At 41.6% G+C, this 14227-nt stretch carries 13 protein-coding genes, 1 tRNA gene and 1 other annotated feature; of the genes, 10 read left to right on the top strand and 4 right to left on the bottom strand.

Going from position 1 to position 14227, the window contains the following annotated elements:
- Positions 1-22 precede the first annotated feature (22 nt).
- The gene (locus UYK_RS0103195; RefSeq protein WP_009457668.1) at positions 23-601 is read left to right on the top strand and encodes a Uma2 family endonuclease; all 579 of its coding nucleotides are present in this window, start codon (positions 23-25) and stop codon (positions 599-601) included.
- Positions 602-744: 143 nt separating this feature from the next.
- Here UYK_RS0103195 and UYK_RS0103185 read toward each other — a convergent pair whose 3' ends face one another.
- The gene (locus tag UYK_RS0103185; RefSeq protein ID WP_009457677.1) at positions 745-2103 is read right to left on the bottom strand and encodes a PrsW family glutamic-type intramembrane protease; all 1359 of its coding nucleotides are present in this window, start codon (positions 2101-2103) and stop codon (positions 745-747) included.
- A gap of 520 nt (positions 2104-2623) precedes the next feature.
- On the opposite strand from UYK_RS0103185, the gene UYK_RS0103180 reads away from it, so the two are divergent.
- Positions 2624-4600, top strand: a complete 1977-nt coding sequence (locus UYK_RS0103180; protein WP_009457679.1) for a protein kinase domain-containing protein — start codon at positions 2624-2626, stop codon at positions 4598-4600.
- A gap of 105 nt (positions 4601-4705) precedes the next feature.
- Here the strand turns inward: UYK_RS0103180 and UYK_RS0103175 are convergent, their stop codons facing one another.
- Positions 4706-5767: a glycosyltransferase family 4 protein gene (locus tag UYK_RS0103175; RefSeq protein WP_009457680.1), complete on the bottom strand. Its 1062-nt coding sequence runs from the start codon at positions 5765-5767 to the stop codon at positions 4706-4708.
- Between the two features lie 242 nt (positions 5768-6009).
- Entirely contained in the window at positions 6010-6978 is a 969-nt protein-coding gene (locus UYK_RS0103170; protein WP_009457681.1) for a glycosyltransferase family 2 protein, read from the bottom strand.
- A 329-nt stretch (positions 6979-7307) separates the two neighbouring features.
- On the opposite strand from UYK_RS0103170, the gene rplS reads away from it, so the two are divergent.
- From rplS to rplL, 8 genes are all read left to right on the top strand, one after another.
- Positions 7308-7670, top strand: coding sequence for a 50S ribosomal protein L19 (gene rplS, locus UYK_RS0103165; protein ID WP_009457682.1), 363 nt, complete (start codon positions 7308-7310; stop codon positions 7668-7670).
- Positions 7671-7817: 147 nt separating this feature from the next.
- Positions 7818-7890: transfer RNA gene (locus UYK_RS0103160), tRNA-Trp, on the top strand.
- A 195-nt stretch (positions 7891-8085) separates the two neighbouring features.
- Positions 8086-8310, top strand: a complete 225-nt coding sequence (gene secE, locus UYK_RS0103155) for a preprotein translocase subunit SecE (RefSeq protein ID WP_026086164.1) — start codon at positions 8086-8088, stop codon at positions 8308-8310.
- Positions 8307-8945, top strand: coding sequence for a transcription termination/antitermination protein NusG (nusG, locus tag UYK_RS0103150; protein WP_009457686.1), 639 nt, complete (start codon positions 8307-8309; stop codon positions 8943-8945). Before secE ends, nusG begins: the two co-directional genes overlap by 4 nt.
- Before the next feature lie 6 nt (positions 8946-8951).
- On the top strand, positions 8952-9377 hold the full coding sequence (rplK, locus tag UYK_RS0103145; protein WP_009457687.1) for a 50S ribosomal protein L11: 426 nt from the start codon (positions 8952-8954) through the stop codon (positions 9375-9377).
- 109 nt (positions 9378-9486) lie between these two features.
- On the top strand, positions 9487-10200 hold the full coding sequence (rplA, locus tag UYK_RS0103140) for a 50S ribosomal protein L1 (RefSeq protein WP_009457688.1): 714 nt from the start codon (positions 9487-9489) through the stop codon (positions 10198-10200).
- Between the two features lie 63 nt (positions 10201-10263).
- Positions 10264-10451 (top strand) — a sequence feature (ribosomal protein L10 leader region).
- Positions 10452-10518: 67 nt separating this feature from the next.
- Entirely contained in the window at positions 10519-11064 is a 546-nt protein-coding gene (gene rplJ, locus UYK_RS0103130) for a 50S ribosomal protein L10 (protein WP_009457689.1), read from the top strand.
- 195 nt (positions 11065-11259) lie between these two features.
- A complete protein-coding gene (gene rplL / locus UYK_RS0103125; RefSeq protein ID WP_009457690.1) occupies positions 11260-11658 on the top strand; it encodes a 50S ribosomal protein L7/L12 in 399 nt (132 codons plus the stop codon).
- 617 nt (positions 11659-12275) lie between these two features.
- Here the strand turns inward: rplL and UYK_RS0103120 are convergent.
- Complete coding sequence (locus UYK_RS0103120; protein WP_016870891.1) at positions 12276-14096, bottom strand: serine/threonine-protein kinase; 1821 nt, start codon at positions 14094-14096, stop codon at positions 12276-12278.
- Between the last annotated feature and the right edge of the window lie 131 nt (positions 14097-14227).

The following is a 14227-nucleotide window of genomic DNA, read 5'->3' as shown; positions in this document are numbered from 1 at the left end:
GTGTTGCTCATACCAAAGCATTATGACTGCTATTACATTTAACCTCAACAACATCATCAAATTAACCGACGACCAATTTTATCAATTGTGTCGGGATAATCCTGATGTTAAATTTGAGCGTAATGCTTTGGGAGAAATCATTATAATGTCACCTACTGGGGGAGAAACTGGGAGACACAATGCTAGATTGACTGCTCAATTTGTTTTTTGGAACGAAAAAACTAAATTGGGTGAAGTATTTGATTCTTCAACTTGTTTTAAATTGCCCAACGGTGCAGATCGCTCCCCCGATGTTGCTTGGATCAAAAAAGATAGATGGGATGCACTGACATCAGAACAAAAGGAAAAATTTCCTCCCATTGCTCCTGATTTTGTTTTAGAGTTATTGTCCCCCACTGATAGCTTGCAAGAAACACAAAAGAAAATGCAAGAATATATCAATGCAGGGGTAAAACTTGGTTGGTTAATTGATAGAAAAACTGGCCGCGTCGAAATTTATCGACCAGGAAAAGAAACAGAAATATTGCAGCTTCCTGCTAGTTTATCAGGAGAAGATATTTTGCCTGGATTTGTTTTAGATTTGAAAACAGTGTGGGAATAGTTTCAGTTATACAAATTTGCAAAAATTGCGAGAGGCAAGTAATTTATTTGCTTGGATGTAAGTGGCGACACCTTGAACCCTGTTCATCGCATTAATTATGTTATGAAGAGTGAAAAAACGAACCACTAATGTATCTTGGGTCATTACTTAAAAAAGCGAGTGGCGAAATTCTGCTCACGTGTCGGCGACAAAGCCCGTGCTTTGATAATTGCTGTCGCCAACAAAGCATAAGATATTCCCCCAACCACTACCAACAACCCTAAAACAAAAACTCCCAACGAACCCGCCAAACCTGCGCTGCTGTTCCATAAACCATGCAACCCAGAAGCACTTAAGTACCCTATGGGGAGAATTCGCGAAGCTAGACGCGGTTTGAGGATACCCAAACCAATACAATATCCAAACCAGCCACTCCAAGCCATATGTCCTGCAACTTCGCCTAAGATTCGCGGAATCAGCAATTGCAACCCCGCTCCCAAAGCTGCTTCTGTTCCCATCTCTTGCGCCACTTCTGCAATTCTACCAGGCACGTATTGACCTAAAGTTTCAAACAAAGTAAAACCCACTGCGGAAGCTGAACCTAGCAAAATTCCATCCAAAGGTTCCCAAACACCAATACGTTCCCGTTTCGGGGATGCTAGCGATTTGCCAATTAAATAAAATATGATGATGGGTAAGGCTTTGAGTAATTCTTCTAGCAACCCAGCACCGAAAAAGAAGCGAATAAATAATTCGGGAAAACTGAGGCTAGTGGGATCTTCAGGTATGCTTCCTGGTAGAATGCCGCGAAACACAATGATGAAAATATCAAGTATGGGGCTAGCCAAAACTACCACTGTGATTATGGTTGAAACAATTAGCACCCACCAAGGTTTCGGTTTGCCACATAACTGGTAGATAAAATATAAGGTCGCGCCAGCTAGGTAGGCTCCTAGTAATATTTGATATAAATAACCTTGGACAAAAAACAGTAGTACTACGAAGATAACAGTGATGATCCCTGGTACTAAGTAGGCTTTGCGAGTTAAATCTTTAGGCGTTGAGAAAAGTGGTATTAGTTGCGACAGGCTAGTATCGTCATTTGTACTAGGTGAGGGTGCGGAATAGTTGAATGCTGCATAATTTGTTGCGGGCGCTGGCTGTGGTATCCCAACAGGTTGGGGGTTGTACTGATACTGATACTCGAAAAAGAATTCTGGGCCATTATTGCCAAGAGTAATGCGATCGCCATTTTGTAGTTCTTGACATCCCTGCAAAATCTGTCCATTTAAATAAGTTCCATTAGCACTATTGAGATCGCAAACTAAAAAGCTAGTTCTACCATCTGGTGTTTGAGATGGGCGAATGACCGCATGACGCCGTGAAACCATGCTATAAACATTGGAATCTAAGACAATTTGACAACTATTGGGGTCACGTCCTAGTACCATCTCACCAGTAGTTAGCAGCGAGTAGGAATACTCTTGACTACCAGCAACCATACGTAAAAATGCATTACTCATCAGGCTAATCCCCTACCCAGCCAATAGTAATTATTAATACACATAAAATATTAATTCTTTACACAAAAGGCGCAAAAAATATAGTAAGTTTTTAAACATTAAGATAATTATAAAAGTATATCAAACAGTTTAAAAGCAGATTTTAAACAGCTAAAATCATTGATTATTTGTCATCAAAAAATAACTAATAATTGTTTACTATTAAACCATCAAAAAAAACAACAATGGGAAGGTAAAGAAATTCATAAATTTTTTGTGAACTGAGTTGACTCAGGTATCTACCTTGTAAATTCACTCAATCAAAGATAAATTCCTGATAGTGAGTTTCCGTAATCTCTGCTCCATTGATTGTTTTAAGTACTAGATAACTAGCACAAGCAGCCAACAGACAGGAGGCGAAAAGTAAAAAACTTATCACGTAAGCTTTTTCTGTATCTTAAAATTCTAGTTATTTGCGCCGTATTGTACTAGATACATCTGGTATCAAGTAATTAAGATAACATAGAGGTTGTGTATTATAATGTTACAAACTATTATTAACAATCGTTACAAGATTGTGAAAGTTTTAGGAGAAGGTGGTTTCGGCAAAACTTTTCTAACAGAAGATACACATTTGCCTTCGGGTCGTCGTTGTGTGATTAAGCAGCTGAAGCCTGTGACAGAGAATCCGCAGATATATAAAATGGTACAAGACAGGTTCCAGCGGGAAGCGGCTATTTTGGAGGATTTGGGAAACAGCAACAACCGCATTCCCAATTTGTATGCGTATTTTGCTGAACAAGGTCAGTTTTATTTAGTTCAAGAATATATAGAAGGTAAGACTCTCACTGAAAAGGTACACACTGAAGGAGTCATGAGTGAGAGTGCTGTGCGAGAAATACTCAAGAGTTTGTTGTACGTTCTCAACTTCGTACACAGCAGACACATCATCCATCGGGATATTAAACCAGACAACATAATTTTGCGGGATGCAGATAATATACCGGTACTGATTGACTTTGGGGCCGTACGGGAATCAATGGGTACAATCGTCAACTCTCAAGGTAATCCTACTAGTTCGATTGTCATCGGTACACCAGGATTTATGCCTCCAGAACAGGCAGCTGGTAGGCCTGTTTACAGCAGTGATCTCTACAGTTTAGCAATCACAATGATTTATTTGTTGACTGGGAGAATGCCGCAGGAATTGCAGACAGATTCCAGAACTGGAGAGATCATGTGGCATCAGTATGCCATGAATGTCAGTCCTAGTCTGCGGATGGTACTAGATAAAGCGATCGCATATCATCCAGGCGATCGCTATCCTACCGCCAAAGACATGATTGATGCTTTACAGTCTCCTGCGGTTAATAATTACGTTGCACCCACAGAACCTTCTCCCCAATACAATACACCTGCATCACCAAACCCTGGTGGATACTCCCCACCACCCACAGTTATCAACCCAGGTGGACAACCCCCCCAACACATCCAGCCCGTTGTTGCTCCCCTGGGTTCTAACCCAAACTGGTCAGGTGGAAGTTACAATCCTCAACAATACGTCTCACCTGCTGCAACCACAAATTCTGCTTGGCTGGGTGGAGGTGGCACATTTAATACCAATGTTCCCGTACCTCCGGAAATTCAGGGTTGGAACTGGGGAGCATTCTTGATGTCTCCATTGTGGAGTATCACCAATCAAGTGTGGATTGGACTGTTATCTTGGGTTCCTTACGTAGGTATACCTATGCCTTTTATCTTGGGTGCCAAAGGTAACACATGGGCTTGGAGAAGTCGGCAATGGCGTAGTATTGAAGACTTTAAAGCCCATCAACGAGCTTGGACAAAAGCAGCCATCATTCTTTATTCTTGCCTTGGGGCTTTAGGGGTGTTGATTGTAGCATTGGCTTTTATTGGTGCTAGTATTTCCGAACAAGAAGACTCTGACACACCAGTAGCAACTCCGACTCAGCTCAGCCCTACTCCATCCCCAACTTTTTCACCCTCAGGAACTACAACTGGTAACTTCCGCCCAGTCGTAATTGGCAACCTACAAACCTATACCCATGATACTGGTTTGTTCTCTATCGATGTTCCCCAAGGCTGGAATCGTAGGGATAACAGTAATGCCAACGAAGTAATTATCTATTGGCTTGATCCAACTGAAAATGGTTTGATTCAAGTCAATGTTTTCAACACTGAAAATACTCCAAATCAGGAAGAATTAACCGATATTTTGAAGCGGTTTATCAACAAATTTGAGTCAGAACCTGATTTTAGAATGGATCAGCCTGTTAGACAAAACGATGGCAGTGTGAGGATTACTTGGAGTTATACAGCTAAAAGTGGAAATGCTTCCGGATCACTCACAGCTAATAGCTTTATTAAATCCCAAGGTGACAAAATTTCCATTGACTCTTATATCGTACCTAGTGAGCAATATAAAGAACTATTACCAACAGTTAACCAAATTATCGCTAGTTACAAACTTAATGCATCAGCTCCTTTGAAAAAATAATTGTTAATGGTTAGTTGTTGGTTGTTGTACCAGACGTGACCCATGGCACGTTTGTACAGTAGTTAGTAGTTAGTAGATAGGTAGTTTACCAATAACCACTAACCACTAAACTATCCCTTGATATACTGCTAGTGTTTCTTGATGAACACGGTAAACGTTTAACCGTTCTAGGTTTTGATTTGCCTTTACCTTCCACTGGTGGAGTGTATCTGGGTTTCTCAGCAGTTTGACCAAAGCTGCTGCTAAAGTATTCGGATTTTTTGCTGGCACTAAAATACCAGCTTCCCCGTAATCCAATGCTTCGGGAATGCCATCTACTTCTGTAGCTACAATTGCACAACTAGCTTCGCGGGCTTCGGAAATTACTAGGGGGCAAGGATCACGGTGAGAAGCAAGGACAAATATATCACAAGCTAGTAGATAACGTTGAGGTTCTGGTTGAAAGCCTTCAAAATGGATGCGTGAACTGACAGCTGTTTTGCTTGCTTGTTCCTCAAACTCATGGCGATCAGGCCCGTTTCCGACTATGTATAAATGTGCTTGGGGAAAATCTGAGGCTACTTGCTCAAAAGCTGCAATTAACTCAGCTATACCTTTACGATGATACATCCCTGCCACAGTAGCGATCGCTGGATGTTGTAAAGGTAAAGGTTCATACTCTTTGAGGGGTCGGTTGCGGGGGCTTCCCAAAGTGCCATTACATACCACCCACAATTTTTCTTGAGAAATACCACGTCGTGTCATAGCATCAGCAACTGCTTTACTGACAGCAATTACTCGGTCAGCTAGCCCCATAAATATACTGCTGCGTTGAAATTCGTTGTGTACGGTAGAAACTAAACTATACTTACTTTTACCTTTGTTTCTCAGAAAAGCTGCTAATATTACTCCCGTCATCATATGGGCATGGACAATATCTGGCTGAAATTCTTTGACAATTGCCTGATATCCAATAGCGGCTTTGATGAGATTAATTGGTTTGCGTGTTTGATCTAATTGATAGTGCTTAACACCATAATTTGCTAGTAAAGTTTCGTAACTTCCACCACCAGATATTACTGCCACCTTATGACCATCTTTTGCTTGCAGACAAGCTAGATCCACAGCTACATTGACAATACCGTTACCAATTTCTTGAACCTCGTTTAATATATGTATAATTCGCATAAATTAATCATCAATATTTTGATGTAAGTAGGTAGGTTGAAAAACAACTAATACAATTTCGGATTTGAAATTGGGAAACTTATTCCGGGTATATATTCTGTAACTCTATCTGTCATACTCCTTGTTCAAATTGGTATTATTTCTTAATTTTTACTATTAATTATTTAATATGATTCATTGAAAACAAACCATGAACTACTACACAGTCCTCTCGCAAAAAATATTTACCATATTGCCAATAATCATAAATCAATCAGTACAACTTTACGAACATGACTATTTTGATAATGAAAATGACGTGCTATGATGGCATTCAACAAAAGTTGCCAAGCTTTCCAAGACAAGACAGAAGGAAAGATGATATTGATGATACTATGAAAGTTTTTTTGCTTAAGAGCTACTATAAACCAATGTAATTTCAAATAATTTTTAATATCCGCAAGAGCGGGGATATGAGAATGATGCATTTCATCAACTAAAGCATAAAGCTTTTCCTTGATTAAAATATTTGCATTCAAGCGCTGAGATGGAGAAAATTTGTGGTTATAAGCACCGGGCCAGATGGTGCGGTAAGCAAGACATTGATTGAGAAAAATCGCATCTCCAAATTTGGCAATGTGAATCCAAGAATCAATATCATCACAATTAGCATCCAATTTAGAATCCCAACCTCCTGTTTGCACAAAAGCATCACGACGGCAAGCTACTTGTACAGGTGTACCAAAAGGTAGAAGTTCCAGCAACATGCCGTAATGAATATCAGCTTGCGGGACATAAAAAGCTAAACCAGGCCCTACTTGAGGAGTGCGATCGTACTCAACTTCATTTTCATCCACTTGAGCGGCAATACAGGAACAAATCACTGCTTGAGGTTGGAGTGCGATCGCCCTTGCCATTTCTTCGAGACAATTAACGGCTAAGTAGTCGTCATCATCCAAAAACTTAATCCATTCACCGCTAGCTTTACTAATCCCAGCATTGACAGTTGCCGAATGACCAGAATTTACCTGGTTGCGATGGTATATAAGTCGTGAGTCTCCACTGAGTGACAGCTTTTCTATTAAGCTATTTACATACTCTTGCGTACCATCACAAGAACAATCGTCAGCTACCACTACTTCAGTAGCAATGGTCTGGTTTAAAGCAGAGTCTATTGCTCTTTTAAGCAAGTTTAAGCGGTTGTAGGTCGTGATGACCACACTAAATTTCATAACACTCACACCTGTGGCAAGGCCATCTTCAAATACATCTTTCTATTTGACGACACAACTCCCGGAAACGTCATCCGCTAACAGAATTTTAGATTTTGGATTGTTGCCATATATAAGGGTGTGAGGGTATGGGTAAAAATTCAGGGGTATTTAAAAAATTATGAATTTTCAGAAAACTCTTAATTTCCTCTTACACTCTCATACCCTTACACCGTATTCATACACTATTGCCTGTTGTCTATTCCCTGCCCGAAGGGCTTGGTGAAAATTTACTAGACTCAAAAGCGATAGTAGATTTATTATGGATGATTGTGAGTTTTTGATTGACTATGAACGCTCAAGAGATTATCCGCTCCATCGAAGCGGAACAGCTGAAATCTAATGTGCCCGATATATATGTCGGTGACACCGTTAAAGTCGGAGTCAAAATTAAAGAAGGAGACAAATACCGCGTACAACCCTATGAAGGAGTTGTCATCGCTAAACGCAACGGCGGCATTAATGAAACCATTACAGTCCGTCGTGTATTTCAAGGTGTAGGCGTGGAGCGGGTTTTCCTAATTCATTCTCCTCGAATTGACAACATTAAAGTCATACGTCGTGGTAAGGTACGGCGTGCGAAGCTTTACTATCTACGCAATCGTGTTGGCAAGGCTACTCGGATTAAGCAACGCTTTGACCGCCCTTTGTGATAGATCAGTAAGATATGGGAGAAAACTCAATCATCAAGCGGCATCAGCCGCTGATTTGTCCCCCGACTAAAAAAGTTAACCAAAAATGCCAAATTGCGTTAAACTAGATAAAAGCAAAACGCAATAGCTGAATCAAAGATAGCACATGCGCTCTTAGTTCAGTTGGTAGAACGCAGGTCTCCAAAACCTGATGTCGGGGGTTCAAGTCCTCCAGGGCGCGCTGTAACTGAGAACAAGCAAACCGAAAACAAATGCGATCGCTATAATGATAGCGGTGTTAGTATTTGATTTTGGGTATAATTAAACCTATACTTGTAGCCTCTAGCCTCAAGCAGTCTTAGTTTGAGCCAGAGCTACAGTTATAAATAGAAAATTACCAGTTAATAGCTATCAGGCAATGGGGGAGCAAGCGACCGTGGCCAAGAAAAATGAAGCAGAAATGGAAGAAACCAGCAATGGTTTTAGCTTAGGAAACTTCTTTCAAGGAATTAAAGAAGAATTTGAAAAAGTAGTTTGGCCCAGTCGAAAGCAGCTGGTGAGTGAATCAGCAGCTGTGTTGTTAATGGTGTCACTCTCCGCATCTTTAATTTTTTTGGTCGATAAATTCTTTACTTGGGCAGCACAACAGGTATTCGGATGACTTCTGCAACAGACGAAGGTCACAATTTGGCTTTGCAGTCAGATGAGAGCTCAGAACCTGCGGTAAGAGAGCAAGAAGCCCGCTGGTATGCAGTACAAGTAGCCTCTGGCTGTGAAAAGCGTGTTAAAACAAACCTAGAACAGCGCATCCAAACCTTTGATGTAGCTGACAAAATTCTCCGGGTGGAGATTCCACACACGCCAGCAGTGAAAATCCGTAAGGATGGCAGCCGTCAGCACACCGAGGAAAAAGTATTCCCTGGTTATGTGCTGGTAAGAATGATCATGGATGATGATACCTGGCAAGTGGTGCGAAATACCTCCCATGTAATTAACTTTGTGGGAGCAGAGCAAAGACGTGGTAGTGGCAAAGGTCGCGGTCACGTTAAACCGATGCCACTGAGTCAAACAGAAGTAGAAAGAATCTTCAAACAGACCACAGAACAAGAGCCAATTGTCAAAATTGACATGGCTACTGGTGATAAGATAGTCGTGCTTACTGGTCCGTTTAAAGATTTTGAAGGTGAGGTCATAGAGGTTAGCCCAGAACGGAGTAAACTCAAAGCCTTGCTGTCGATATTTGGACGTGATACACCAGTAGAATTGGAATTTAATCAGGTTCAAAAACAGAGCTAATCACAAATGGCGAAAAAAGTAGTAGCGGTCATTAAATTGGCCCTGAATGCTGGAAAAGCCAACCCAGCACCGCCAGTTGGGCCCGCCTTGGGTCAGCATGGCGTTAATATTATGATGTTCTGCAAAGAGTACAATGCCAAAACAGCAGACCAAGCTGGAATGGTGATACCAGTAGAAATTTCGGTATATGAAGACCGCAGTTTTACTTTTGTACTTAAGACTCCACCCGCATCGGTATTGATTACCAAAGCAGCAAAAATTGATAAAGGCTCTAGCGAACCCAACAAAAAGAAAGTAGGTTCAATCACAAAAGAGCAGCTGCGGCAGATAGCCCAAACAAAAATGCCTGACCTCAACGCTAATGATATTGAAGCAGCGATGAAGATTATTGCAGGCACTGCCAAAAACATGGGCGTGACAGTGACTGATTAGTTATTTGTTCGTTGTTGATAGTTGGTAGTTGTTAGGAAAAAACAACAAACAACCAAAAAACTTTATCGGGGGAGAGAACTTACCTCGCTAATGACCCCAGGAGAGAAAAATGACCAAAAGAGTATCGCGTCGTTTACAGGCGCTGTTGGAAAAAGTAGAAGATAGGGAGTATGCTCCCTTAGATGCTTTAAGTCTTTTAAAAGAGACAGCAACAGCAAAATTTCCCGAAGCAGCAGAAGCACATATTCGCTTGGGAATTGATCCGAAGTATACAGATCAACAATTGCGGACAACGGTTGTACTGCCTAAAGGTACAGGACAAGAAGTACGAGTGGCAGTCATTGCTAGAGGTGAAAAAGTCACAGAAGCAACCAACGCAGGTGCTGATATCGTCGGTTCAGAAGACCTGATAGACGAAATTCAAAAAGGAATGATGGACTTTGACAAGCTCATCGCCACACCTGATGTTATGCCACAGGTAGCGAAGCTTGGTAAATTACTCGGCCCACGTGGTTTGATGCCTTCACCCAAAGGTGGTACAGTAACATTTGACCTAGCAAGTGCGATCGCAGAATTCAAAGCAGGTAAATTAGAGTTCCGTGCTGATCGTACAGGTATCGTCCATGTTATGTTTGGTAAGGCATCATTCTCACCAGAAGATTTACTGGTAAACTTAAAAGCCTTACAAGAAACAATTGACCGCAACCGCCCTTCCGGAGCAAAAGGTCGTTATTGGCGCACAATGTACGTGTCTGCCACTATGGGCCCATCGATTAAAGTCGATATCAACGCTTTACGCGACCTGAAAACAGAAGCAGCATAAAGTTAGTCATTGGTTATTTGTCTTTTGTCATTTGCTAATGACTACATGACCAATGATTAGCAACAAAATTAAATAGCAAAGCCGGAGACAGCAGGTGCCGTTGGCTTAATACCCTGCCGAGGTTTGCATCCAGATTGCTTGAATTTCTACCCTTCTTTGGTGTGGTAGTTCTGGCATCAGGAGAAGGGTAGTTGCAAATCTACCTTTCAACCAAAACCCCGGCTATGAGCCTGGGGTTTATTGTTTTCGGTGAGTGTTGGTAGTTGTTTGTTGTTTTGAATAACCAACAACAAAACCCTTAAAGGAGGTGAAACAAGTATGGGTAGAACCATAGAAAACAAAAAAGAGATTGTTGCTGAACTCAAAGAATCTTTGAGTAAGTCACAATTAGCACTGGTAATTGATTATCAAGGGCTAACAGTTGCCGAAATTACAGACCTGCGTCGACGGCTGCGTCCAGCAGGAGCAACATGCAAGGTAACAAAAAATACTCTGATGGGCATTGCCATTCAAAATGATGAAAAATGGCAACCTTTGTCGGAATTGCTCAAAGGTTCTTCTGCCTTTTTGTTGGTTCAAGAGGATTTCTCGGCTGCAATCAAAGCTTACCAAGATTTCCAAAAAGCCACCAAAAAGACAGAATTACGCGGCGGCGTTATGGAAGGTCGCCTGCTGAAAGAGCCGGATGTTAAGGCGTTAGGTGATTTGCCATCCAAAGAGCAACTCATGGCACAAATTGCCGGAGCAATCAACGCCTTGGCTACCAAAGTTGCCGTTGGTATCAACGAGGTTCCCAGTTCGCTGGCTCGTGCTTTGCAGGCCTATGCCGATAAAGAAAAAGGCGGCGAAGAAGTTAGTGGTTAGTTGTTAGTTGTTTGTTTGTTGTTTGTTGTTTGTTATTAGTTGTTTGAAAAACCAATAACTAATACCCAACAACCACCAACTACAAATAAAAAATCAATTTTGTTGTTTGTTATTTACTCAAACTAACAACCAACCACCAACCACCAACCACCAACCACCAACCACCAACAAATGTAAATTACAGGAGTTATATCAATGTCTGCTGCAACTGATGAAATTTTGGAAAAATTAAAATCCCTGACTCTGCTGGAAGCTGCTGAGTTGGTTAAACAAATTGAAGATGCTTTCGGTGTTAGTGCTGCTGCACCTGCTGGTGGCATGATGATGATGGCTGCTCCCGGTGCTGGTGCTGCTGCGGCGGCTGAACCCGTAGAAGAGAAGACCGAATTTGACGTGATTCTCGAAGATGTTCCAGCTGATAAGAAGATTGCTATCCTCAAAGTCGTACGCGAATTGACCGGTTTAGGTCTAAAGGAGGCAAAAGACTTGGTAGAATCTGCGCCTAAGCCTATTAAGGAAGCTATTGCTAAGGAAGCTGCCGAAGATGCGAAGAAGCGTATCGAAGAAGCCGGCGGTAAGGCAAGTGTGAAGTAGTCACTCCTATTCGGAATTGAAAATTTGGAATTCGGAATTATCTGTAAGTTATATCAAGTTCGGTTAAATACTTATAATAACAGACCTCACGCCCTACCTCTCTCCTTGGCAAAGAGAGGAGTACCGGAGGCTGGATGAGGTTAAACGGGAATTATAAGTAATTCATGCAAACTTGATGTTAATTGCGAATTCCGAATTAATAAGGAGCCTGTGTTAGGCTCCTTTTTTAAATCTAATAAAATTTACAGGTTTAACACTTTCTGGCATCCGCAGGATTGACAAAATCATAATAAAATTTGGCTAGCAGTACTGTAGCGATCGCCTGCTTGGGGTTTGATTGCCCGACTCAGGATCGTTGCCATGCTCCTATACAAGCGTTTGTTAAACTCCTCGTGGAGGTTCACCCTCTTCAAATGGAAAGCTTCCCGAAAAAGAAATAAAATATGTATTCTGCAAGTTGAAAATTCTACCATTAGCAGGACTTAAGCAAATAAGCTTTTATGTGGTGAAAACCTCTTATTTCTTTGCCTTCTCTGCGCTTCTGTGGTTAGTTTTTGTTATTCTACTTATTGCAATCAAATTATTAATCTACTAAGCCCGCGCAAGCGGGCTTATTTTTAATGTAAGTCTGCATCCCAGACACCAATGTAAATTTGATCCTCTTGGTTGCGTTGAATTACACCTTTGACTCCACCAACACTGAATGAGTATTGGTTAATTTGACGCTGATGCACTCGTTGCAGGGCTTGATTAATTTCACCAGAGTCATTTCCTCCAAGCATTCCTTGCAAAGTAGATTGCATTACCTGGGGTGGGACAGATTGAGCAAAGGATACCTCCGTTTGCCGTAATACCCCAGTTTTACGGTCAAATAAATAACCAAGATCAACCTGATTTGGGTATAAGCGATAAAGATAAGCGCGGGTGTTCCATAAGCCTCGAGAAACTTTTGTGGGTTTTCCCAGTGTTGATTTCACTGTATTTTCCGAAGTACCTGTGGGATAAGCAGGAACACTAAGGTTGCTGGTGTTAGCAGTGGCAACTTTTGGTTGATTTTCCGGCTGTGGGGGTGGTGTAGGTGTAGCAGGAGTAAGATCTTCGACAGGCTGTTCTGGTGTTGGGACTACCGCAGTTTGAGAATCTTCTGGAGGTGGTGCAAGTGTTGGTGGTTGTTGCTGCGGTGCAGATACAACTGGAGGTGTAGTAGGAGAAGTTTCTGGTTGCTGTGGAGAGGTAGGTATTAAGGGAGGTTGGGAAGCAACAGGTGTATTGGTAGGTTTGGTAGTGGAAGCTACAGATGATGGTGTAGAGGTGGGATTTGTAGCAATGGGTGATTCTGTAGTTTCTAGGGGAGTATTGGTATCAATAGTTGCTTCTAATTGTGGTTGGCGAGTAATGTTTGCGATCGCGATTCCAGCAATCAAACCACCCATAACCAAACTACCAAAAATTACAGCAGGTTTTTGCCAATTATTGTCAGAAGTGGTAGACGCAGGGATAAAAGCAGACTTTTGAGCAGAAGCTAAAGGTTGGGTTTGCTGTGTATTTGGGACCGCAGGGGACAGGGCGATAGTTGATTGAGTTGATGAGTATGATGGTTTCGGGGGAAGAGTATTTGCAGATTGCAAAGCATGTAACATTTTCCTAGCAGTCGAGTAGCGATCGCTAGCTTGGGGCTGAGTTGCTTGTTTAAGGATCATTGCTAATTCTGGTGATACCCCAGGGACAAAATCCTGCCAAATGACTTCCCCTGTTTGTTGGTTAGTTGGTAACTCGTGTGGCGGTTTGCCTGTTAGCAGATAAATTGCTGTCAAACCCAAGCTATAGATGTCAGTAGCATACACCGGGCGTCCTACGGCTTGTTCGCTGGGCATATACCCAGGCGTACCAATGACTAAAGATTGAGTTAAATAATTTGGTGTAGCGATGATTGAACGTATCGTTTCTTTAACTGCACCAAAATCAATCAGAACAGGTTGATTATTAACTGCACGAAGAATAATATTATCAGGCTTGATATCTCGGTGAATAATGCCTTTACTATGGACATAGTCTAAGACTGATAAAAGACTCAATAAAATTTCTCTAACTTGATTTTCGCTGATTGCTCCTTGAGTTTCGACCAGATTTGTTAGGGTTTGACCTTGAATCCATTCTTGAACAAGATAAAACTGTCCATGTTCGGAAAAATAAGCGTAGAGTTTGGGAATTTGATCACTACTTTCACCTAAAAGTTCTAAGGTGGCTGCTTCCCGTTCAAACCGTTGTTGAATAATTTTGTAGGTTTGCGGGTCGTTTGTCACTGGTTTGAGTTGCTTGATCACACAGCGACGCCGAGAAGGCATGTGGGTATCCTCTGCCAAAAATGTTTCGCCAAACCCACCTGCACCAAGTACTTGGATAACTTTATAGCGATTATTTAACTGTGTTATGGTCATGCTCGATTCAAAGTGAGCGTCTTTACAAATTTATATTAGATGTTATGCTGGCATCGCAGGCGGGATGTTATGCCAACAAAATTTTTGGCGTGTGTGGATGGGTTGGTTTTAAGGTCGAACACGGATGCACA

Origin of the sequence: Fischerella thermalis PCC 7521 (genome assembly GCF_000317225.1) — a bacterium.
GTDB lineage: Bacteria > Cyanobacteriota > Cyanobacteriia > Cyanobacteriales > Nostocaceae > Fischerella > Fischerella thermalis.
The sequence above is the reverse complement of the archived record's forward strand: the minus strand, read 5'-3'. Positions and strand labels throughout refer to the sequence as shown.